Source organism: Streptomyces sp. NPDC054847, assembly GCF_053610925.1.
In genome coordinates, this window is sequence record NZ_JBSGZJ010000079.1 from 1 (window position 1) to 20,364 (window position 20,364).

Genomic DNA, 20,364 nt, shown 5'->3' on the forward strand with positions numbered 1-20,364 from the left:
GCCAGTGTGCCTGGCGGGCATGGCCGTCGCGGTCCGTTGCCGGAAAGAGTCAGACGTTGAACCCGAGCGCCCGGAGCTGCTCACGGCCGTCGTCCGTGATCTTGTCGGGGCCCCACGGCGGCATCCAGACCCAGTTGATCTTCAGCTCGTTGACGATGCCGTCGGTCGCGGCCTTCGCCTGGTCCTCGATCACGTCGGTCAGCGGACAGGCCGCCGACGTCAGCGTCATGTCCAGCGTCGCGATGTTGGAGTCGTCGATGTGGATGCCGTAGATGAGGCCCAGGTTGACGACGTCGATGCCCAGCTCGGGGTCGACGACGTCGTACAGCGCCTCGCGGACCTCCTCCTCGGACGCCGGCTTCGTGAGGGTGGTCTCGTTGTCGCTCATGCGGTCTTCCTCGCAGCCTTGTCGCGGTCTTCGCCCATCGCCTGGGCCGTCGCGTCCTTCCACGCCATCCAGCTCAGCAGCGCGCACTTCACACGGGCGGGGTACTTGGAGACGCCGGCGAACGCGACCGCGTCCTCCAGCACCTCCTCCATCGCGTCGTCCGGCTCGATCTGCCCCTTGGACTGCATCAGCTCCAGGAAGGTGCCCTGGATCTTCTGCGCCTCCGCGAGCTCCTTGCCGACCAGAAGTTCGTTCAGGACGGAGGCGCTGGCCTGGCTGATGGAACAGCCCTGGCCCTCGTAGGACACGTCCTCGATACGCGATCCGTCGTACTTCACACGGAGGGTGATCTCGTCGCCGCACGTCGGGTTGACGTGGTGCACCTCGGCGTCCCCGTCCCGCAAGCCCCGCCCGTGGGGGTGCTTGTAGTGGTCCAGGATGACGTCCTGGTACATCGAATCCAGCTTCACAAGTCGCCGCCTCTACCCGAAGAAGTTACGGACGTGCTCCAGGCCGTCGACCAGAGCATCGACCTCTGCCGGCGTGGAGTACAGATAGAACGACGCCCGCGTGGTCGCAGGAATTCCGTACCGGAGGCAGACGGGACGCGCGCAGTGGTGACCCACGCGCACCGCGATGCCCTGCTCGTCGAGGACCTGGCCCACGTCGTGCGGGTGGATGTCACCGAGCGTGAAGGAGATCGCCGCGCCGCGGTCCTCGGCCGTGGCGGGGCCGATGATCCGCAGGTCGGGGACCTCCAGCAGCCGCTTCACCGCGTACTCGGTGAGCGCGTGCTCGTGCTGGGCGATCTTGTCCATGCCGATCGAGCTCAGGTAGTCCACGGCCGCGCCGAGGCCGACGGCCTGGGCGATCGGGGGCGTACCCGCCTCGAACTTGTGCGGCGCCGGAGCGTAGGTGGACGAGTGCATCGAGACGGTCTCGATCATCTCGCCACCGCCCAGGAACGGCGGCAGGTCCTCCAGGAGCTCCTGCCGGCCCCACAGCACACCGATACCGGTCGGGCCGCACATCTTGTGGCCGGTGAAGGCCACGAAGTCGGCCTGAAGCGCCTGCACGTCCAGCACCATGTGCGGCGCGGCCTGCGAGGCGTCGATCAGCACCAGCGCGCCGACGTCCTGCGCCCGGCGGACGATCGCCTCGACCGGGTTGACCGTGCCCATGATGTTGGAGACCAGCGTGAAGGAGACGATCTTCGTCTTCTCGGTGATGACCTCTTCGATGTTCGACAGGTCGAGCCTGCCGTCGTCGGTGAGGCCGAACCACTTCAGCTTCGCGCCCGTGCGCTGCGACAGCAGCTGCCACGGGACGATGTTGGAGTGGTGCTCCATCTCCGTGATGACGACCTCGGTGTCGCTGTCCACGCGGTAGGGCTCGTCGGCCCAGCCCAGCATGTTGGCGACGAGGTTGAGCGACTCCGAGGCGTTCTTGGTGAAGATCACCTCGTCACGGCTCGGCGCGTTGATGAAGGCGGCGACCTTGTCGCGGGCGCCCTCGTACAGCGCCGTGGCCTCCTCGGCGAGCACGTGCACGCCGCGGTGGACGTTGGCGTTGTGCTGCTCGTAGTACTCGCTGAGTACGTCGATCACCTGGCGCGGCGTCTGCGAGGTCGCCGCGTTGTCCAGGTAGACGAGCTTCTTGCCGTCGTGGAGCACCCGATCGAGGATCGGGAAGTCCTTACGGATCGCCTCTGTGTCCAGGAGGCCCGGCAGTGTGATCACGCGGTGACGCCTCCCTTGGTGGTGTATGCCTCGTAGCCCTCGTTCTCCAGCTTGTCGGCGAGCTCCGGGCCGCCCGACTCGACGATCCGGCCGTTCGCGAAGACGTGCACGTGGTCGGGCTTGATGTAGCGCAGGATGCGCGTGTAGTGCGTGATCAGCAGGGTGCCGACCTCGCCGCTCTCGCGGACGCGGTTGACGCCCTCGGAGACGATCCGCAGCGCGTCGACGTCCAGGCCGGAGTCGGTCTCGTCGAGGACCGCGATCTTCGGCTTGAGCAGCTCGAGCTGGAGGATCTCGTGGCGCTTCTTCTCACCGCCGGAGAAGCCCTCGTTGACGTTGCGCTCGGCGAAGGCGGGGTCCATGTTGAGGCGCTCCATGGCCTCCTTGACCTCCTTCACCCAGGTACGCAGCTTGGGGGCCTCGCCGCGGATGGCGGTGGCGGAGGTACGCAGGAAGTTGGAGACCGAGACGCCGGGGATCTCGACCGGGTACTGCATGGCGAGGAAGACGCCGGCGCGGGCGCGCTCGTCGACGGACATCTCCAGGACGTCCTCGCCGTCCAGGGTGACGGTGCCGCTGGTGATCGTGTACTTGGGGTGACCGGCCAGCGAGTAGGCGAGGGTCGACTTGCCGGAGCCGTTGGGGCCCATGATGGCGTGGGTCTCGCCCTGCTTCACGGTCAGGTCGACGCCCTTGAGGATCTCCTTCGTGGCGTTGTCGGCCTCGACGGAAACGTGCAGGTCGCGGATTTCAAGCGTTGCCATGGGTGACTCAGGACTCCTGGGTGACGGAGACGAGCACATCGTCCCCTTCGATCTTGACGGGGTATACGGGGACGGGGCGCGTCGCGGGAAGGCCCGACGGCTTGCCGGTACGGAGGTCGAAGGCGCTGCCGTGCAGCCAGCACTCGATCTGGCAGTCCTCCACCTCGCCCTCCGAGAGGGAGACGTTGGCGTGCGAGCAGATGTCGTGGATGGCGAACACCTCGCCCTCCGTGCGCACCACGGACACCGGCGTGCCGTCGAGTTCCACCCGCTTCGGGGTGTCCTCCTCCAGCTCGCTCAGCGCACAGGCTTTGACGAAGGCCATCAGGCGGACGCCTCCAGAACCGACGCCTCCAGCTCGGCGTCGATCTTGGCGAGCAGGCGCTCCTCGACGTCCGGCAGACCGATCTGCTGAACCAGCTCGGCGAAGAAGCCGCGGACGACGAGGCGCCGGGCCTCGGCCTCCGGGATGCCGCGGGCCATCAGGTAGAACAGCTGCTCGTCGTCGAAGCGGCCGGTGGCCGACGCGTGACCGGCGCCGGCGATCTCGCCGGTCTCGATCTCGAGGTTCGGCACCGAGTCGACCCTCGCGCCGTCCGTGAGGACCAGGTTGCGGTTCATCTCGTAGGTGTCGGTGCCCTCGGCCACGGCGCGGATGAGCACGTCGCCGATCCACACCGCGTGCGCGTCGTCGCCCTGCAGCGCGCCCTTGTAGACGGCGTTGGACTTGCAGTGCGGCATGTTGTGGTCGACGAGGAGGCGGTGCTCCTGGTGCTGGCCCTTGTCGGTGAAGTACAGACCGAAGAGCTCGGCCTCACCGCCGGTGCCGGCGTAGGAGACCCGCGGGTGGAGCCGCACGACGTCGCCGCCGAAGGTGACCACGACCGACTTGAAGGAGGCGTCCCGGCCGACCAGCGCGTTGTGCTGGGCGATGTGGACGGCCTTGTCGTCCCAGTCCTGGACCAGGACGACGGTCAGCTTGGCGCCGTCGCCCAGGATGTAGTCGACGTTCGCCGCGAGCACGGCGTCGCCGGTGTGGTCGATGACCACGACCGCCTCCGCGAAGGCGCCGAGCTCGACGACCTGGTGGCCGAAGGCCGTGCCGCCCTCTCCGTGCACCGCGATGCGGATCGGCTCGGCGAGCTGGGTCTCCTTCGGCACGGTCACGACCGTGGCCTGCTCGAAGGAGGAGTACGCCTGGGCGGCGACCCGGTCCACCGGGGTGCCGGCCTTGCCGAGCCGCGCGTCGTCACGGCCGACGGTCTCGACGGTGACGCCCTCGGGGGCCTCGATGTCGACCTTGATCCCGGTGCCGGTCGCGGCGGCGGTGCCGTCGTGCAGACCGGCGAGGCGCTCCAGCGGCGTGAACCGCCACTCCTCCTCACGGCCGTGCGGGACCGGGAAGTCCGCCACGTCGAAGGACGGGGGCGCACTCATACGGGTGGCGACGGTCGACTCGGCGGCCACCGCGATCGAGCCGGCGGTGGTGGAGCCCACCGGGATGTTCTGAGCCTCAGCCATGGCTGTCGTCTTGCTCTCTTCCTACGTCAGAAGTCAGTCGCTGCTTGCGGTCCCGGAGGGCGTCAGCCCACCGAGCCCTCCATCTGCAGCTCGATCAGCCGGTTGAGCTCCAGCGCGTACTCCATGGGGAGTTCCTTGGCGATCGGCTCGACGAAGCCGCGCACGATCATCGCCATCGCCTCGAACTCCGTCATACCGCGGCTCATCAGGTAGAAGAGCTGGTCCTCCGAGACCTTGGAGACGGTCGCCTCGTGTCCCATGGAGACGTCGTCCTCGCGGACGTCGACGTACGGGTAGGTGTCCGAGCGCGAGATCGTGTCGACCAGCAGAGCGTCGCAGAGCACGTTGGACTTCGCGCCCGGCGCGCCCTCGCCGATCTCGATCAGACCGCGGTAGGACGTACGGCCGCCGCCTCGCGCCACCGACTTGGAGACGATGTTGGACGAGGTGTTCGGGGCCATGTGGACCATCTTGGCGCCGGCGTCCTGGTGCTGGCCCTCGCCGGCGAAGGCGATGGACAGGGTCTCGCCCTTGGCGTGCTCGCCCATCAGGTAGACGGCCGGGTACTTCATGGTCACCTTGGAGCCGATGTTGCCGTCGACCCACTCCATGGTCGCGCCCTCGTACGCCACGGCGCGCTTGGTGACCAGGTTGTAGACGTTGTTCGACCAGTTCTGGATGGTCGTGTAGCGGCAGCGGCCGCCCTTCTTGACGATGATCTCGACCACGGCGCTGTGCAGCGAGTCCGAGGAGTAGATCGGCGCGGTGCAGCCCTCGACGTAGTGGACGTAGGCGTCCTCGTCGACGATGATCAGCGTCCGCTCGAACTGGCCCATGTTCTCCGTGTTGATACGGAAGTAGGCCTGCAGCGGGATGTCCACGTGGACGCCCTTGGGGACGTAGATGAACGACCCGCCGGACCACACGGCCGTGTTCAGCGACGCGAACTTGTTGTCGCCGACCGGGATGACGGTGCCGAAGTACTCCTGGAAGAGCTCCGGGTGCTCCTTCAGCGCGGTGTCCGTGTCGAGGAAGATGACGCCCTGCTCCTCCAGGTCCTCACGGATCTGGTGGTAGACGACCTCCGACTCGTACTGCGCGGCGACACCGGCGACAAGGCGCTGCTTCTCCGCCTCCGGGATGCCGAGCTTGTCGTAGGTGTTCTTGATGTCCTCGGGCAGCTCCTCCCACGAGGCGGCCTGGGCCTCGGTGGAGCGCACGAAGTACTTGATGTTGTCGAAGTCGATGCCGGAGAGGTCGGAGCCCCAGCTGGGCATCGGCTTCTTGTCGAAGAGGCGCAGACCCTTCAGCCGCAGCTTCAGCATCCACTCCGGCTCGTTCTTCTTCGCGGAGATGTCGCGGACGACGTCCTCGGAGAGACCGCGCTTGGCCGCGGCACCCGCCGCGTCGGAGTCGGCCCAGCCGAATTCGTACTTACCCAGGCCCTCGAGTTCGGGGTGGGCAGTCTCCGTGGGGAGAGTCATGCGGGGTTCCTCCCGGCCGTGCTTGCAGAAGCTGATGGTGTGGTGCGGGTCTGTGTGGTGCTGTCGCCAGGCGGGTCGCCCGGTGGCGGCGAGGTGCCGCCCTGGGGCGCACCGCGCGGGATGAACGTGGTGCAGACGCCGTCGCCGTGGGCGATGGTGGCGAGCCGCTGTACGTGTGTCCCGAGCAGTCGCGAGAAGACCTCGGTCTCCGCCTCGCACAGCTGCGGGTACTTCTCGGCCGCGTGGGCGACCGGGCAGTGGTGCTGGCAGAGCTGCTCTCCGACCGGCGCGCTGCGGGCCGTAGCAGCGTACCCGTCGGCGCTCAGGGCCTTCGCGAGCGCTTCCGTACGCTCCTCGGGCGCCGCGGCCTCGACGGCCGCGCGGTAGGCCACGGCCTGCGCCTCGATCCGGTCCCGGGCGAAGGCGGCGACGGCAGCCTCGCCTCCGGCGTTCTCCTCGATCCACCTCAGGGCGTCCACGGCCAGCGTGTCGTACGACTGGTCGAAGGCGTCCCGGCCGCAGTCCGTCAGGGCGAACACCTTGGCGGGCCTGCCGCGGGTGCGGGCGCCGTAGACACGCTGTTCGCGCGCCTCCACGACGTTCTCGGAGACGAGGGAGTCGAGGTGCCGGCGGACGGCCGCCTGGGTCAGACCCAGACGCCCTGCGAGATCGGCCACGGTGGACGGTCCGTGGTCCAGGATGGAGCGCGCGACGCGGTTGCGCGTGGAGCGCTCACCGGTCGCGAGTTCCTCCTGAGGAGCGTCGCCGAGGTTTTTCACAACGCCATTGTTGCGTAATTCTTCAGAGAGTGACAAGCGGCGTCCCGATCATCACCCGGTGCCGTACATCACTTAGGCATACCTAAGCTGACCTGCGGAAATGATCAACCGGAGGACTGAAGCCCTGGTGAGGCCCCCTGGGCCGCGCCCCCACCCGGACCTGCCCCCCGGGACCCGCGGGCCGGTCGCCCCGGACGCCCGCCTAGACTTCCCGGCATGCTGAGCGAGCCTGCCGTCCGGATCCGGGGCCTGGTCAAGCGGTACGGACCCAAGGCCGCCGTGGACGGCCTGGACCTCGATGTCGCACCCGGCTCCGTGACCGCCGTCCTCGGGCCCAACGGGGCCGGCAAGACCACCACGATCGAGACCTGCGAGGGCTACCGCCGCGCCGACGCCGGCACCGTGCGGGTCCTCGGCCTCGACCCGGTCGCCGACGCCGCGCGACTGCGGCCCCGCATAGGTGTGATGCTCCAGTCGGGCGGTGTCTACTCCGGCGCCCGAGCCGGCGAGATGCTCCGCCACATGGCCTCCCTGCACGCCCGCCCCCTGGACGTGGAAGCCCTGATCGAACGCCTCGGCCTCGGCAGCTGCGGGCGCACGACGTACCGGCGGCTCTCCGGCGGCCAGCAGCAGCGCCTCGCGCTGGCCATGGCCGTCGTCGGCCGCCCCGAGCTCGTCTTCCTCGACGAGCCCACCGCCGGCCTCGACCCCCAGGCCCGGCGCGCCACCTGGGAGCTCGTCCGCGAACTGCGCGCGGACGGTGTCACCACCGTGCTGACCACGCACTTCATGGACGAGGCCGAGGAACTCGCCGGCCACATCGCGATCATCGACGCCGGCCGGGTGGTCGCCCAGGGCAGCGCGGAGGAGCTGTGCCGCGGCGGCGCGGAGAACACCCTGCGCTTCACCGGGCGTCCGGGCCTCGACGTCGGCTCCCTGCTGAAGGCGCTCCCGGACGGCTCGGCGGCCGCGGAGCTCACACCGGGCGAGTACCGGATCACCGGCGAGGTCGATCCGCAGCTCCTGGCGACGGTCACCTCCTGGTGTGCCCAGCACGGCGTACTGCCGCACGGCATCTCGGTGGAGCGGCACACCCTCGAGGACGTCTTCCTCGAGCTGACGGGCAAGGAGCTGCGCGGATGAGCGCCGGCACGTACACACCGGCGCCGGGCGCCGCACCACTGGGCCGCATGATCGTCTCGCAGGCCGCCTTCGAGACGAAGATGCTGCTGCGCAACGGTGAGCAGCTGCTGCTCACCGTCGTCATCCCGTCGCTGCTGCTCGTGCTGTTCTCCACCGTCGACATCGTCTCTGTGCCGACGGAGACGAACGGCGGGGAGGGACGGGCGGTCGACTTCCTCGCCCCCGGTGTCCTCGCGCTGGCCGTGATGTCCACCGCCTTCACCGGCCAGGCCATCGCCACCGGGTTCGAGCGCCGCTACGGGGTGCTCAAGCGGCTCGGCGCCTCACCGATCCCCCGCTGGGCCCTGATGACCGCCAAGACGCTCTCCGTGCTCGTCACGGAGATCCTCCAGGTGGTCCTGCTGACCGTCATCGCGTTCGCGCTCGGCTGGTCGCCGCAGGGCAGTCCGCTCGCCGCAGTGCTGCTGCTCGTCCTCGGCACCGCCGCCTTCTCCGGCCTCGGCCTGCTCATGGCCGGCACGCTCAAGGCCGAGGTCACCCTCGCTGCCGCCAACCTCGTCTTCCTGCTGCTGCTCGTCGGCGGCGGGGTGATCGTGCCGCTGGACAGGTTCCCCGACGGCGTCGCCTCCGTGCTGGGACTTCTGCCCATCTCCGCGCTCTCCGACGGACTTCGTGACGTCCTCGGGCACGGAGCGGGCATGCCGTGGGGCAATCTGGGCATCCTCGCCCTCTGGGCGGTGCTCGGACTGGGCGCGGCCGCCCGGACCTTCCGCTGGGAGTGACACGCGCGCCGGGACGACCCTGCCGAGACCCGCACGGAGCGCACGGTGGGAGGCCTGGATGGAGCGAGCTGCCGCGCTGCGGCTGGACGCGGAGTGGGCGAAGGTCAGGACCGGCAGGCCCGCGTCCTCGCCCGGGACGCGGATGCGGATGCTCACCGATCTGATCTCCGCCCTCGCCCAGCACGCGGAGGGCGACCCGGCCCTCTCCGCACGGCTGAGCCTGCGGTACGGGGACCTGGCCCGGCACCACTTCGACACCGGCCGGCGCACCGACGCGCTGAGCGCCGTCGAGAAGGCCGTCCGGCACTGCGCGGAGCCCGCCCGGCACGACGACGAGCACGCCCGCTGGTACGCGCGGGCGCTGATCAGCCAGTCGGTGTACCTCGCCGAGCCGCTCAGCGACGAGATGGGCCTGCCCCGCTACGCCTTCCGGCCGCACGGCGAACAGCCGTGCGCCGAGGACCGCCTGGCCGGACTCGCCGCGGTGGAGTCCACGCACCGGGCGATCGCCGTGTGGGAGCGGCTCGATCTCTCCGACCCGGTCAACCGGGAAGGTCTCGCCCAGGCGCACGTCTTCCTCGGCGACCGGCTGGAGGAGCTCGGCAGGCCGGTGGACGCGGCCGAATGGGCCGTACGGGCGGAACGGGAGTTCCAGGCGCTCTGGCAGCCGCCCGACCCGGCGGAGCGCGCCCACGCCGCGATGCTCGAGCACCTCGGCGACCAGCTCGAACGCCGCCTGCGCCGCTGCCCCTTCGAAGGCGGCCTCACCCAGCTGCACAAACGCGAACTGCTGCCGCGGCGCCTGCTGCCCCTCGCGGTCCTGTCCGCGCGGATCGACGGCGTGGCGCCGGAAGCGGTCGCGCAGGGCCTCGGACTGGAGCGCGCCGAGGTGGACCGGATCCTGCGCGCCAACTCGTGGCGGGCCGTTTGGCGGTTCGACGTGCGCCGGGCCGACGGTTCCTGGGAGCCGCTGGCGCACCCCTGGCGTGGCATGGACGCGGTGACCGACTGCACCGCCGAGGCGGTGGCCGCCGAACTGACGGACGCCTTCCTCCACTCGCCCGACATGCCGCCGGAGCCCACTCCGTGGCGTTTCGCACTGTGGTGGGACGAGGAGGACCACCTCGACGGCTCCCGCTTCCGCACGGCCTCCGCGCCGGCGCCCGGGAAGCCGTCGGCGGGAGCGTCGACGCCCCCGCCGTCCCCCTCCCCCGTGTCCTCCGCGGACCCCTCGTGAAACCGTGCACAAGGGCCCGCTTACGATAGGGGCCGTGCAGACCCCCCTCGCCTATATCGCCCAGCGCTGGACACCGTCGCCCAAAATCCTGCGGCGCGCCGCGCTCTCAGCCATCGTGATGACCGTCGTCATCATCGTCACCGGCGGCGCCGTACGGCTCACCGGCTCCGGCCTCGGCTGCGACACCTGGCCCAAGTGCACGGACGACAGCCTCTTCGCCACACCCGAGCAGGGCCTCCACGGCGCGATCGAGTTCGGCAACCGGATGCTGACGTACGTCCTTTCGGCGGCCGTCGGCTGGGCGATCATCGCGGTGCGCGCCGTGAAGCCCCGGCGGCGCGGTCTGACCAGGCTGGCCTGGGCCCAGTTCTGGATCGTCATGGGGAACGCCGTCATCGGCGGGGTCACGGTGTGGGCGGGCCTCAACCCGTGGTCCGTGGCCGGCCACTTCCTGCTGGCCAACGCGCTGCTCACGGTCGCGACCGTGACCTGGGTGCGCACGTATGAAGGCGACGGCGCGCCTCGGCCGCGGGTCCCGCGGCCGGTCCGCAAGCTGTCCTGGGCGATCGTGGCGGTCTCCGCGGTGCTGATCACCCTCGGCACCACGGTGACCGGCTCCGGCAAGCACGCGGGCGACAGCAGCGACGTCCCGCGGATGCCGTGGGACTGGGCCGCCGCCGCGCACATCCACGCGATCGCCGCGTGGGTGGTGTGTGCGCTGGCCGTCGCGATGTGGCTCGTCCTGCGCGTGGTCGACGCCCCCGACGACACCCGCGCCCGGGCGCGTGACCTGCTGCTGGTGGTGCTGCTTCAGGGCGTGCTCGGCTACGTCCAGTACTTCACCGGGGTGCCCGAGCTGCTGGTCGGCGCGCACATGCTCGGCTCCTCGCTGATGTGGATCGCGGTGCTGAGGCTGGCGCTGAGCCTGCGGGAGCGGGAGGCGCTGCCGCTGCCGACCACGACGCCGCGGGACGCGGACGCTCTGACCTCGGCCTGACGCGCCTCCGCCGGCGCGGGCAGGCACGGCGTCAGGCGGGCAGACCGTACACCCGCCCCGCGTTCCCCGCCGCCAGCATCGTCGCCACCCGCTCCGCGTCGCCCCGCGACCACGCGCCGTCCGCGACCCAGCCGCCGAGCACCCGGCCGAGCGCGTCGCGGAAGGACCGCGCCCCGACGACATGAAGCTCCGGCAGGCCCCGTGCGCCGCTGGAGAACAGGAGCTTGCCGAAGGGGGCGAGTTCGAGGATCTCCGCCAGGACCGCCGCCGCCCTCGCCCCGGTCTGCACGAGCGCGGGGCCGAGGTCGGCGTAGACGTGCGGGTACGCGCCGGCCAGGTGCGCGGCGCTGCGGTGGTGCGGGTAGCCGTGCAGCAGCACCAGGTCCGTGCCGAGGCCGGCCGTCGCCGCGGCGAACCCTCCGAGCGGCATCGGGTCCTGTACGCCGATGTGCAGTTGCAGCGGCAGACCGGTGGCGAGGGCGGCCCACAGCAGGTGCCTCATCAGGACCGGATCGGTGACCGGGTCGCCCACCCGGCGGCCGGCGAGCCAGCGGCCGGCCGCTCCGCGCACCTCGCCGGGCCCCGGTGGCTCCGGCCGGTCCGCCAGCCGCCCGGCGGCGACGGTGGTGAAGGCGACGGCCGAGCCGGCCGCCCCGTGGACGGCCTCCGCGAGGTTCGCGAGGAAGGATTCGACGGTTCCGGAGGTGTCCGCGACCTGCTCAGCGAGCAGTTCGAGGCGGACGATCTCGCGTGCCTGGGCCGCCCCGGCCGCGGCGAGTTCCGCGGGGCCCGCGAGGTCCCCGGGCAGGCCGGTGTCCACGAGGTAGGTGGCGATGCCGGTGCCCCGCAGAAGGCGTCTGCCCGCCTCGACCACTCCGAGCTCGCGGCGGCGGGCCAGGTAGTGGGCGGGCGGGCAGTGCGGTTCGAGCCCCAGGAGCGGCGGGCACCAGCGCCGGACCGCGAAACCGGTCTGGGTGTCGAAGAAGGTGGTGCCGGAGGCCGGCGGGGCCCCGGCGGCGGGGCCCAGGTACCTCTCGAAGGTGCCGAGGCCCAGTTCCGTGCGGAGCACCCCGTGGCAGTACTGGTCGACCAGACGCACAGAGGACGCGGCGTCGATCATCGGGAGCTCCCTGTCTAGGACCGTGCTTCCACAGTCCTAACGGGTGAGCACCGCGTGAGGTGTTGGTCAGGCGTTGGAAGGGCCGCCGACCTGGATGCCAGCCATGCGGCTCCACTCGTACGGGCCGGTGCGGACCTTCGCGGCGAAGTCGCCGTCGAAGGACTCGTGGAGCGTGATACCGGACTTCTCCGCGGCGCTGACGGCGACGGTGTGGTTCGGCGCCACGAGGTCGCCCCAGGCGCCGTCCTCGCCGACGAGCACGATCCGGGTGCCCATCTGGCCGATGTAGGCGAGCTGGCCCTCGGCGCCGCCGTGCGCGCCGGCGAAGGCCTTGATCTGCTTGGCGAGCTTCGCGGCCCTGCGCTCGGCGCGGGCGTCGGCGGCCGGCGAGGAAGCGGTCTCTTCAACCTTGGTTTCTGCCATGAACCGCATGCTACTCGGGGGTAGATCGACTGGCGACGGCAGAACCGAGTGGCCTCGGCCACCTTGCGGGCGGCGGCTGCCGTCAGCGCAGGAAGGGGTCCACCGCGACGGCCACGAACAGCAGCGACACATAGGTGATGGACCAGTGGAAGAGGCGCATCTCCTTGAGCTTGCCGCCCGTCTCGCCCGCCTTGGCCCTGCTCTGCAGCGCGTGCGCCTCCCACAGCCACCAGCCGCCGGAGACCAGCGCGACCGCCGTGTAGAACCAGCCGGTGTAGCCGAGGGGGGTCAGCAGCAGCGAGACGGCGACCATGACCCAGCTGTAGAGGACGATCTGCCGGGCGACGACCCTGTTGCCCGCGACGACCGGGAGCATCGGCACGCCGACCCTCGCATAGTCGTCCTTCACCTTCATCGAGAGCGGCCAGTAGTGCGGCGGCGTCCAGAAGAAGATGACGAGGAACAGGATGACGGCGGCCCAGGACATCGAGTTGGTGACGGAGGACCAGCCGATCAGGACCGGCATGCAGCCGGCGATGCCGCCCCAGACGATGTTCTGCGCGGTGCGGCGCTTCAGGATCATCGTGTAGACGACGACGTAGAAGAGCAGTGCGCCGAGCGACAGCGCGGCCGACAGCCAGTTGACCAGCAGCCCGAACCAGACCGTGGAGACCACGGCGAGGGTCAGACCGAAGACGAGGCCCTCGCGCGGCGACACCATGCCGGTGACGAGCGGCCGCTGCGAGGTGCGGTCCATCAAGGCGTCGATGTCGCGGTCGATGTACATGTTGAGCGCGTTGGCGCCGCCGGCGGAGAGGTACCCGCCCAGGCACGTGGCGAGCACGAGCCACAGGTCGGGAACGCCCTGCTCGGCGAGGAACATCACCGGAACGGTGGTGATCAGCAGCAGCTCGATGATCCGCGGCTTGGTCAGTGCCACGAACGCCTTGGCGCGGGCCCCGAACGGCCGATGGCCCCCCGGGCCGGTAGCCAGGACGACCCCCGCGGGTCGGGACTCGACGGCCGTCACGCACACCCCTGACAGAGAAATCCCAGCAAGTCCCTGGGAGTGCCTCCCACGCCCGAAGGGCCGTGGGTGCAGTGAAGACCCGGTAAGACTTGCGCGTACCACGCCACTCTAGACGCTGCCCGTACGCCGATCTTCGCGGGGGTCGACTCGTGTTGAGCGCCGGCCCGACGCCGGGCGTATACATCGCCGACAGGCGGGGAACACCCGGCGCCCGCACCCTGGCAGTGTCCAATTGGAAAGACGCGTGACCGAAAAGGAGCGCGTTGCTGCGAGGGTAGGCTCGACAGCGCCCGGTACACGCCTCTGTCACCGGGATTCGACATGTGGAGAGGAGCCCTGACTCAGGGTGAGCACCAAGCCGACCACCACAGACCTCGAGTGGACCGCGTTGGACCAGCGGGCAGTCGACACCGTCCGCGTCCTGGCCATGGATTCCGTACAGAAGGTCGGCAACGGCCATCCGGGTACGGCCATGAGCCTGGCCCCCGCCGCGTACGTGCTCTTCCAGAAGCTGATGCGGCACGACCCCGCGGACGCCGACTGGACCGGCCGTGACCGGTTCGTCCTGTCCGCCGGACATTCGTCGCTGACGCTCTACATCCAGCTCTACCTGGCGGGCTACGGCCTGGAGCTGGACGATCTGAAGGCGTTCCGCACCTGGGGCTCGAAGACCCCCGGCCACCCGGAGTACGGCCACACCACGGGCGTCGAGACGACGACAGGGCCGCTCGGCCAGGGTGTCGCCAACGCCGTGGGCATGGCCATGGCCGCCCGCTACGAGCGCGGCCTGTTCGACCCGGACGCCGAGCCGGGCACGTCCCCCTTCGACCACACGGTCTGGTGCATCGCCGGTGACGGCTGCCTCCAGGAGGGCATCTCGGCGGAGGCCTCCTCGCTGGCCGGCCACCAGAAGCTCGGCAATCTGGTCCTGCTGTGGGACGACAACCACATCTCGATCGAGGGCGACACGGAGACGGCCGTCTCCGAGGACACCCTCCAGCGCTACGAGGCGTACGGCTGGCACGTCCAGCGCGTCCAGCAGCTGGAGAACGGCGACCTCGACCCGGTCGGCCTGTACAACGCCCTGAAGGCCGCGCAGGCCGAGACCGAGCGCCCGTCGTTCATCGCGGCCCGCTCGATCATCGCCTGGCCCGCCCCGCACGCCCAGAACACCGAGGCCGCGCACGGCTCGGCGCTGGGCGCCGAGGAGGTCGCGGCCACCAAGCGCGTCCTGGGATTCGACCCGGAGCAGAGCTTCGAGGTCTCCGACGAGGTCCTCGGGCACACCCGTGGCGCTCTCGACCGCGGCCGTGAGGCCCGTGGCGAGTGGGAGAAGACGTTCGCCGCATGGCGTACGGCCAACCCGGAGCGCGCCGCCGAGTTCGACCGGATCCGCTCGGGCGAGCTTCCCGAGGGCTGGGAGGACGCGCTGCCGGAGTTCGAGACCGGCAAGGGTGTCGCCACCCGCGCCGCGTCCGGCAAGGTCCTCCAGGCGCTCGGCGCCGTCGTGCCCGAGCTGTGGGGCGGCTCCGCCGACCTGGCCGGCTCGAACAACACCACGATCGACAAGACGTCGTCGTTCCTCCCCGCGGGCAACCCGCTGCCGGAGGCCGACCCGTACGGCCGGACGATCCACTTCGGCATCCGCGAGCACGCGATGGCCGCGGTCATGAACGGCATCGCGCTGCACGGCAACACCCGCGTCTACGGCGGCACCTTCCTGGTGTTCTCCGACTACATGCGCAACGCCGTGCGGCTCTCCGCCCTGATGCACCTGCCGGTCACCTACGTGTGGACGCACGACTCGATCGGCCTCGGCGAGGACGGCCCGACCCACCAGCCGGTGGAGCACCTGGCCTCGCTGCGCGCCATCCCGGGCCTGAACATCGTGCGCCCGGCCGACGCCAACGAGACCGCGATCGCCTGGCGCGAGATCCTCAAGCGGTACACCAAGGAGTTCGGCAAGGGCGCCCCGCACGGCCTCGCGCTGACCCGCCAGGGTGTGCCGACCTACGAGTGCAACGAGGACGCGGCCAAGGGCGGCTACGTGCTCTTCGAGGCCGAGGGCGGCGAAGCCCAGGTCGTGCTGATCGGCACCGGCTCCGAGGTCCAGCTGGCCGTCGGCGCCCGCGAGCAGCTTCAGGCGGCCGGCATCCCGGCCCGCGTGGTCTCGATGCCCTCGGTCGAGTGGTTCGAGGAGCAGGACCAGGGGTACCGGGACTCGGTGCTTCCCCCGTCGCTCAAGGCGCGAGTCGCGGTCGAGGCCGGCATCGGTCTCACGTGGCACCGTTACGTCGGTGACGCCGGACGCATCGTCTCGCTGGAGCACTTCGGCGCTTCCGCGGACGGCAAGGTCCTCTTCCGTGAGTTCGGTTTCACCGCCGAGGCCGTGGCCGCCGCAGCGCGGGAATCGATCGAAGCCGCCGCGCGCTGACGCCGGTACACGACAAGTAGGAGATGCAACTCTCATGACAGACGCACTCAAGCGCCTCTCCGACGAAGGCGTCGCGATCTGGCTGGACGACCTGTCCCGCACCCGGATCACCTCCGGCAACCTCGCCGAGCTGATCGACCAGCAGCACGTCGTGGGTGTCACGACCAACCCGTCGATCTTCCAGAAGGCGATTTCGGAAGGCCACGGCTACGACCAGCAGCTGGAGGACCTCGCGGCCCGCAAGGTGACCGTCGAGGAAGCCATCCGCATGATCACGACGGCGGACGTCCGTGACGCCGCCGACGTGCTGCGCCCGGTGTTCGACTCGACGGGCGGCCAGGACGGCCGGGTCTCCATCGAGGTCGACCCGCGTCTCGCGCACAGCACCAAGGCGACCATCGCGGAGGCCAAGCAGCTCGCCTGGCTGGTGGACCGTCCGAACACCTTCATCAAGATCCCGGCGACCAAGGCGGGCCTGCCGGCGATCACCGAGGTCATCGGCCTCGGCATCAGCGTCAACGTCACGCTGATCTTCTCGCTGGAGCGCTACCGCGAGGTCATGGACGCCTACCTGGCCGGTCTGGAGAAGGCGAAGGCCGCAGGCCTGGACCTGTCCAAGATCCGCTCGGTGGCCTCGTTCTTCGTGTCCCGCGTGGACACCGAGATCGACAAGCGGCTGGACGCGCTGGGCACCCCCGAGGCCAAGGAGGCCCGCGGCAAGGCGGCCCTGGCCAACGCCCGGCTCGCCTACGAGGCGTACGAGGAGGTCTTCTCCTCCGACCGCTGGGCCGCGCTCGACAAGGCGCAGGCCAACAAGCAGCGCCCGCTGTGGGCCTCGACCGGCGTCAAGGACAAGGCGTACAAGGACACCCTGTACGTGGACGAGCTGGTCGCCCCCGGCACCGTGAACACCATGCCGGAAGCCACGCTGATCGCGACCGGCGACCACGGGCAGATCACCGGCGACACCGTCCGTGGCACCTACGAGCAGGCCCGCGCGGAGCTCGAGGCCGTGGAGAAGCTCGGGATCTCCTACGACGAGGTCGTCCAGCAGCTCGAGGACGAGGGCGTCGAGAAGTTCGAGGCGTCCTGGACCGACCTGCTCAAGTCGACCGAGGCCGAGCTCAAGCGCCTCGCACCCTCGGAGGACTGAGCGACTTGTCCGGTATTGGCGGAGCCAACCCGCTCCGTGATGCTGCAGACCGACGGCTCCCGCGTATCGCGGGGCCGTCGGGCCTGGTCATCTTCGGCGTCACGGGCGACCTTTCGCGCAAGAAGCTGATGCCAGCCGTCTACGACCTCGCGAACCGGGGGCTGCTGCCGCCGGGCTTCTCGCTCATCGGCTTCGCCCGGCGCGAGTGGGCCCACGAGGACTTCGCGCAGGAGGTCCACGACGCGGTCGAGGAGCACGCGCGCACGCCGTTCCGTGAGGAGGTCTGGCAGCAGCTCATCCAGGGGATGCGGTTCGTCCAGGGCACCTTCGACGACGACGACGCGTTCGAGCAGCTCAAGTCCACCATCGAGGATCTCGACAAGGTGCAGGGCACCGGTGGCAACTTCGCGTTCTACCTCTCCGTGCCGCCGAAGTTCTTCCCCAAGGTCGTCCAGCAGCTGAAGAAGCACGGGCTGGCGGACCAGAAGGAAGGTTCCTGGCGGCGCGCGGTCATCGAGAAGCCGTTCGGTCACGACCTGGTCTCCGCCAAGGAGCTCAACCAGGTGGTGCACGAGGTCTTCCCGCCGAACGAGGTCTTCCGCATCGACCACTACCTGGGCAAGGAGACCGTTCAGAACATCCTGGCGCTGCGGTTCGCCAACACGCTCTTCGAGCCGATCTGGAACCGGTCGTACGTCGACCATGTGCAGATCACGATGGCCGAGGACATCGGCATCGGCGGCCGGGCCGGCTACTACGACGGCATCGGCGCCGCCCGTGACGTGATCCAGAACCATCTCCTCCAGCTGCTGGCGCTGACCGCGATGGAGGAGCCCGCCTCCTTCGACGCCGACGCCCTCGCGGCGGAGAAGACCAAGGTCCTCGGCGCGGTGAAGCTCCCCAAGGACCTGGCGGAGAACACGGTCCGCGCGCAGTACACCGCGGGCTGGCAGGGCGGCGAGAAGGCCGTCGGCTACCTCCAGGAAGACGGTATCGACCCCAGGTCGAAGACCGACACCTACGCCGCGATCAAGCTGGAGATCGACAACCGCAGGTGGGCGGGCGTCCCCTTCTATCTGCGCACCGGCAAGCGGCTCGGCCGGCGCGTCACCGAGATCGCGGTCGTCTTCCAGCGCGCCCCGCACTCCCCCTTCGACTCCACGGCGACCGAGGAGCTCGGGCACAACGCCCTGGTCATCCGGGTCCAGCCGGACGAGGGCGTGACCATGCGGTTCGGCTCCAAGGTGCCGGGCACCTCGATGGAGGTCCGGGACGTCTCGATGGACTTCGCGTACGGCGAGTCGTTCACCGAGTCCAGCCCCGAGGCCTACGAGCGCCTCATCCTCGACGTGCTGCTCGGCGACTCCAACCTCTTCCCGCGGGTGGAGGAGGTCGAGCTGTCCTGGAAGATCCTCGACCCGATCGAGCAGTTCTGGGACGCGAACGGCAAGCCGGCCGAGTACACGGCCGGCACCTGGGGCCCGGACGAGGCGGACGAAATGCTCGCACGAGACGGACGGAGCTGGCGTCGGCCATGAAGATCGACCTTACGGACACCACGGCCAGCAAGATCAACAAGGCGCTGGTGCAGGGCCGCCGAGCGATCGGCACCCCGGCCGTCGGCATGGTCCTCACCCTGGTCATCGTGACCGATGAGGAGAACGCCTACGACGCACTGAAGGCCGCCAACGAGGCGTCCCGCGAGCACCCTTCGCGCACCCTCGTGGTCATCAAGCGGGTCTCACGCTCCCCGCGTGACCGTGCGAAGGCCAGGCTCGACGCCGAGGTGCGGGTGGGCGCGGACGCGGGCACCGGCGAGACGGTCGTGCTGCGCCTGTACGGCGAGGTCGTCGACCACGCCCAGTCCGTGGTGCTGCCGCTGCTGCTGCCGGACGCCCCCGTCGTCGTCTGGTGGCCGGTCAACGCGCCGACCGACCCGGCCAACGACCCGCTGGGCTCGCTCGCCCAGCGCCGGGTGACCGACACCTACGCCGCCGAGCAGCCGGTGCGTGAGCTCGCGGCCCGCGCGGAGGCCTACACCCCCGGCGACACCGACCTGTCCTGGACCCGGATCACGCCGTGGCGCTCGATGCTCGCGGCGGCGCTGGACCAGGTCACCTGCAAGGTCACCTCCGTCGAGGTGGAGGGCGAGGAGTTCAACCCGAGCTGCGAGCTGCTCGCGATGTGGCTCGCGGACCGGCTCGACGTCCCGGTGAAGCGGTCCTCGTCGGCCGGGCCCGGCCTCACCTCCGTACGGCTGGAGTCCGACTGCGGACCGATCGTGCTGGACCGGCCGGACGGGTCGCTCGCCACGCTGTCCATCGAGGGCCAGCCGGACCGTGCGGTGGCGCTGAAGCGGCGCGAGACGGCCGAGCTGATCGCGGAGGAACTGCGCCGGCTCGACCCGGACGACACCTACTCCTCGGCGCTCCGGTACGGGGTGGAGCGCCTCGGCGCGGCCACGCCGGCCGCGGCGGAGTCCGCACCGGACCCGGCCCCGGCCGGGAAGAAGGCGGCGCCGGCGGCCAAGAAGGCCGCCTCCGCGAAGAAGGCGGCAGCCCAATGACCGCCGCTCCGCAGCTCGTCGTGCACCGCGACAAGGAGCTGATGGCACAGGCGGCCGCGGCCCGGCTGATCACGAAGATCGTGGACGCACAGGCCGCGCGCGGCTCGGCGTCCGTGGTCCTCACCGGCGGCCGCAACGGCAACGGGCTGCTGACCGCGCTCAGTTCGTCCCCGGCCAGGGACGCCATCGACTGGTCGCGGCTCGATCTGTGGTGGGGCGACGAGCGGTTCCTGCCGTCGAACGACCCGGAGCGCAATGTCACGCAGGCACGTGAGGCGCTGCTCGACGCCGTACCGCTGGACCCGTCGCGGGTGCACGCCATGCCCGCGTCGGACGGCCCGTACGGCTCCGACGTGGACGCGGCGGCCGCCGCCTACGCGGCGGAACTCGCCGCGGCGGCGCGCCCCGAGGACCACGGTCCGGTGCCGACGTTCGACGTCCTGATGCTGGGCGTCGGACCCGACACGCATGTGGCGTCCCTGTTCCCCGAACTCCCGGCGGTCCGCGAGACGGAACGCACGGTCGTCGGGGTCCACGGTGCGCCCAAGCCGCCGCCGACCCGCATCTCGCTCACGCTTCCGGCGATCCGCGCGGCACGTGAGGTGTGGCTGCTCGCGGCGGGCGAGGACAAGGCGAAGGCGGCGGAGATCGCGCTGTCCGGCGCGGGCGAGATCCAGGCGCCGGCGGCGGGAGCGTACGGGCGGGCGCGGACGCTGTGGCTGCTGGACGCGGCGGCGGCGTCCGAGCTGCCGCGCGAGCTGTACCGCCCGGCTTCCGCCTGATCGATGCGGCCGAGGCCCGGCC

20 protein-coding genes are annotated in these 20,364 nt (G+C 70.4%); 9 read left to right on the forward strand and 11 right to left on the reverse strand.

The features are described 5' to 3' along the window. Positions 1-49 precede the first annotated feature (49 nt). The 8 genes from ACWGH4_RS11775 to ACWGH4_RS11810 form a co-directional block, all read right to left on the reverse strand. Complete coding sequence (locus tag ACWGH4_RS11775; RefSeq protein ID WP_441264439.1) at positions 50-388, reverse strand: metal-sulfur cluster assembly factor; 339 nt, start codon at positions 386-388, stop codon at positions 50-52. Beyond that, on the reverse strand, positions 385-858 hold the full coding sequence (sufU, locus tag ACWGH4_RS11780; protein ID WP_005319012.1) for a Fe-S cluster assembly sulfur transfer protein SufU: 474 nt from the start codon (positions 856-858) through the stop codon (positions 385-387). The genes ACWGH4_RS11775 and sufU overlap by 4 nt, the downstream gene beginning before the upstream one ends. A gap of 12 nt (positions 859-870) precedes the next feature. Further along, positions 871-2,127, reverse strand: coding sequence for a cysteine desulfurase (locus tag ACWGH4_RS11785; RefSeq protein ID WP_159693147.1), 1,257 nt, complete (start codon positions 2,125-2,127; stop codon positions 871-873). Beyond that, on the reverse strand, positions 2,124-2,891 hold the full coding sequence (gene sufC, locus ACWGH4_RS11790) for a Fe-S cluster assembly ATPase SufC (RefSeq protein WP_159693145.1): 768 nt from the start codon (positions 2,889-2,891) through the stop codon (positions 2,124-2,126). The genes ACWGH4_RS11785 and sufC overlap by 4 nt, the downstream gene beginning before the upstream one ends. A gap of 7 nt (positions 2,892-2,898) precedes the next feature. After that, positions 2,899-3,216 carry a non-heme iron oxygenase ferredoxin subunit gene (locus ACWGH4_RS11795; RefSeq protein ID WP_005319006.1) on the reverse strand — a complete coding sequence of 106 codons (318 nt, stop codon included), beginning with the start codon at positions 3,214-3,216 and terminating at the stop codon, positions 2,899-2,901. Next, on the reverse strand, positions 3,216-4,412 hold the full coding sequence (gene sufD / locus ACWGH4_RS11800; RefSeq protein ID WP_441264437.1) for a Fe-S cluster assembly protein SufD: 1,197 nt from the start codon (positions 4,410-4,412) through the stop codon (positions 3,216-3,218). Before sufD ends, ACWGH4_RS11795 begins: the two co-directional genes overlap by 1 nt. Before the next feature lie 62 nt (positions 4,413-4,474). Beyond that, positions 4,475-5,896 carry a Fe-S cluster assembly protein SufB gene (sufB, locus tag ACWGH4_RS11805; RefSeq protein ID WP_005319002.1) on the reverse strand — a complete coding sequence of 474 codons (1,422 nt, stop codon included), beginning with the start codon at positions 5,894-5,896 and terminating at the stop codon, positions 4,475-4,477. Then, the gene (locus ACWGH4_RS11810; protein WP_453458884.1) at positions 5,893-6,675 is read right to left on the reverse strand and encodes a helix-turn-helix transcriptional regulator; all 783 of its coding nucleotides are present in this window, start codon (positions 6,673-6,675) and stop codon (positions 5,893-5,895) included. The genes sufB and ACWGH4_RS11810 overlap by 4 nt, the downstream gene beginning before the upstream one ends. Positions 6,676-6,891: 216 nt before the next feature. Here ACWGH4_RS11810 and ACWGH4_RS11815 point away from each other — a divergent pair, with 216 nt between their 5' ends. From ACWGH4_RS11815 to ACWGH4_RS11830, 4 genes are read left to right on the forward strand one after another with little or no spacing between them, the layout of a single operon-like run. Beyond that, complete coding sequence (locus ACWGH4_RS11815; protein ID WP_453458887.1) at positions 6,892-7,818, forward strand: ABC transporter ATP-binding protein; 927 nt, start codon at positions 6,892-6,894, stop codon at positions 7,816-7,818. After that, positions 7,815-8,600, forward strand: a complete 786-nt coding sequence (locus ACWGH4_RS11820) for an ABC transporter permease (RefSeq protein WP_453458891.1) — start codon at positions 7,815-7,817, stop codon at positions 8,598-8,600. Before ACWGH4_RS11815 ends, ACWGH4_RS11820 begins: the two co-directional genes overlap by 4 nt. Before the next feature lie 58 nt (positions 8,601-8,658). Then, positions 8,659-9,837 carry a hypothetical protein gene (locus ACWGH4_RS11825; protein WP_453458894.1) on the forward strand — a complete coding sequence of 393 codons (1,179 nt, stop codon included), beginning with the start codon at positions 8,659-8,661 and terminating at the stop codon, positions 9,835-9,837. A gap of 4 nt (positions 9,838-9,841) precedes the next feature. After that, entirely contained in the window at positions 9,842-10,834 is a 993-nt protein-coding gene (locus ACWGH4_RS11830; protein WP_453458898.1) for a COX15/CtaA family protein, read from the forward strand. 31 nt (positions 10,835-10,865) lie between these two features. Here ACWGH4_RS11830 and ACWGH4_RS11835 read toward each other — a convergent pair whose 3' ends face one another. The 3 genes from ACWGH4_RS11835 to ACWGH4_RS11845 all read right to left on the reverse strand — a co-directional run bounded on the left by ACWGH4_RS11835 (position 10,866) and on the right by ACWGH4_RS11845 (position 13,413). Next, a complete protein-coding gene (locus ACWGH4_RS11835) occupies positions 10,866-11,954 on the reverse strand; it encodes an amidohydrolase family protein (protein WP_453458900.1) in 1,089 nt (362 codons plus the stop codon). Positions 11,955-12,020: 66 nt separating this feature from the next. Further along, entirely contained in the window at positions 12,021-12,377 is a 357-nt protein-coding gene (locus ACWGH4_RS11840) for a hypothetical protein (protein WP_441264430.1), read from the reverse strand. A gap of 82 nt (positions 12,378-12,459) precedes the next feature. Then, positions 12,460-13,413, reverse strand: a complete 954-nt coding sequence (locus tag ACWGH4_RS11845; protein ID WP_453458903.1) for a heme o synthase — start codon at positions 13,411-13,413, stop codon at positions 12,460-12,462. Between the two features lie 340 nt (positions 13,414-13,753). Here ACWGH4_RS11845 and tkt point away from each other — a divergent pair, with 340 nt between their 5' ends. The 5 genes from tkt to pgl are packed head-to-tail and all read left to right on the forward strand — an operon-like array spanning position 13,754 to position 20,342. Continuing rightward, positions 13,754-15,841, forward strand: coding sequence for a transketolase (tkt, locus tag ACWGH4_RS11850; protein WP_453458905.1), 2,088 nt, complete (start codon positions 13,754-13,756; stop codon positions 15,839-15,841). Positions 15,842-15,875: 34 nt separating this feature from the next. Beyond that, positions 15,876-16,994: a transaldolase gene (tal, locus tag ACWGH4_RS11855; RefSeq protein WP_453458908.1), complete on the forward strand. Its 1,119-nt coding sequence runs from the start codon at positions 15,876-15,878 to the stop codon at positions 16,992-16,994. A gap of 14 nt (positions 16,995-17,008) precedes the next feature. Then, positions 17,009-18,532, forward strand: coding sequence for a glucose-6-phosphate dehydrogenase (zwf, locus tag ACWGH4_RS11860; RefSeq protein ID WP_453458914.1), 1,524 nt, complete (start codon positions 17,009-17,011; stop codon positions 18,530-18,532). Then, positions 18,529-19,560: a glucose-6-phosphate dehydrogenase assembly protein OpcA gene (gene opcA / locus ACWGH4_RS11865; protein WP_441264428.1), complete on the forward strand. Its 1,032-nt coding sequence runs from the start codon at positions 18,529-18,531 to the stop codon at positions 19,558-19,560. Before zwf ends, opcA begins: the two co-directional genes overlap by 4 nt. Next, complete coding sequence (gene pgl / locus ACWGH4_RS11870; RefSeq protein WP_453458911.1) at positions 19,557-20,342, forward strand: 6-phosphogluconolactonase; 786 nt, start codon at positions 19,557-19,559, stop codon at positions 20,340-20,342. Before opcA ends, pgl begins: the two co-directional genes overlap by 4 nt. Positions 20,343-20,364: the final 22 nt, after the last annotated feature.

Bases quoted from the DNA above. Each gene is read 5' to 3' on its own strand.
- ACWGH4_RS11775 (WP_441264439.1), bottom strand. From the start codon at position 388: ATGAGCGACAACGAGACCACCCTCACGAAGCCGGCGTCCGAGGAGGAG.
- sufC (WP_159693145.1), bottom strand. From the start codon at position 2,891: ATGGCAACGCTTGAAATCCGCGACCTGCACGTTTCCGTCGAGGCCGAC.
- ACWGH4_RS11795 (WP_005319006.1), bottom strand. From the start codon at position 3,216: ATGGCCTTCGTCAAAGCCTGTGCGCTGAGCGAGCTGGAGGAGGACACC.
- sufD (WP_441264437.1), bottom strand. From the start codon at position 4,412: ATGGCTGAGGCTCAGAACATCCCGGTGGGCTCCACCACCGCCGGCTCG.
- sufB (WP_005319002.1), bottom strand. From the start codon at position 5,896: ATGACTCTCCCCACGGAGACTGCCCACCCCGAACTCGAGGGCCTGGGT.
- ACWGH4_RS11815 (WP_453458887.1), top strand. From the start codon at position 6,892: ATGCTGAGCGAGCCTGCCGTCCGGATCCGGGGCCTGGTCAAGCGGTAC.
- ACWGH4_RS11820 (WP_453458891.1), top strand. From the start codon at position 7,815: ATGAGCGCCGGCACGTACACACCGGCGCCGGGCGCCGCACCACTGGGC.
- ACWGH4_RS11825 (WP_453458894.1), top strand. From the start codon at position 8,659: ATGGAGCGAGCTGCCGCGCTGCGGCTGGACGCGGAGTGGGCGAAGGTC.
- ACWGH4_RS11835 (WP_453458900.1), bottom strand. From the start codon at position 11,954: ATGATCGACGCCGCGTCCTCTGTGCGTCTGGTCGACCAGTACTGCCAC.
- ACWGH4_RS11840 (WP_441264430.1), bottom strand. From the start codon at position 12,377: ATGGCAGAAACCAAGGTTGAAGAGACCGCTTCCTCGCCGGCCGCCGAC.
- tal (WP_453458908.1), top strand. From the start codon at position 15,876: ATGACAGACGCACTCAAGCGCCTCTCCGACGAAGGCGTCGCGATCTGG.
- opcA (WP_441264428.1), top strand. From the start codon at position 18,529: ATGAAGATCGACCTTACGGACACCACGGCCAGCAAGATCAACAAGGCG.
- pgl (WP_453458911.1), top strand. From the start codon at position 19,557: ATGACCGCCGCTCCGCAGCTCGTCGTGCACCGCGACAAGGAGCTGATG.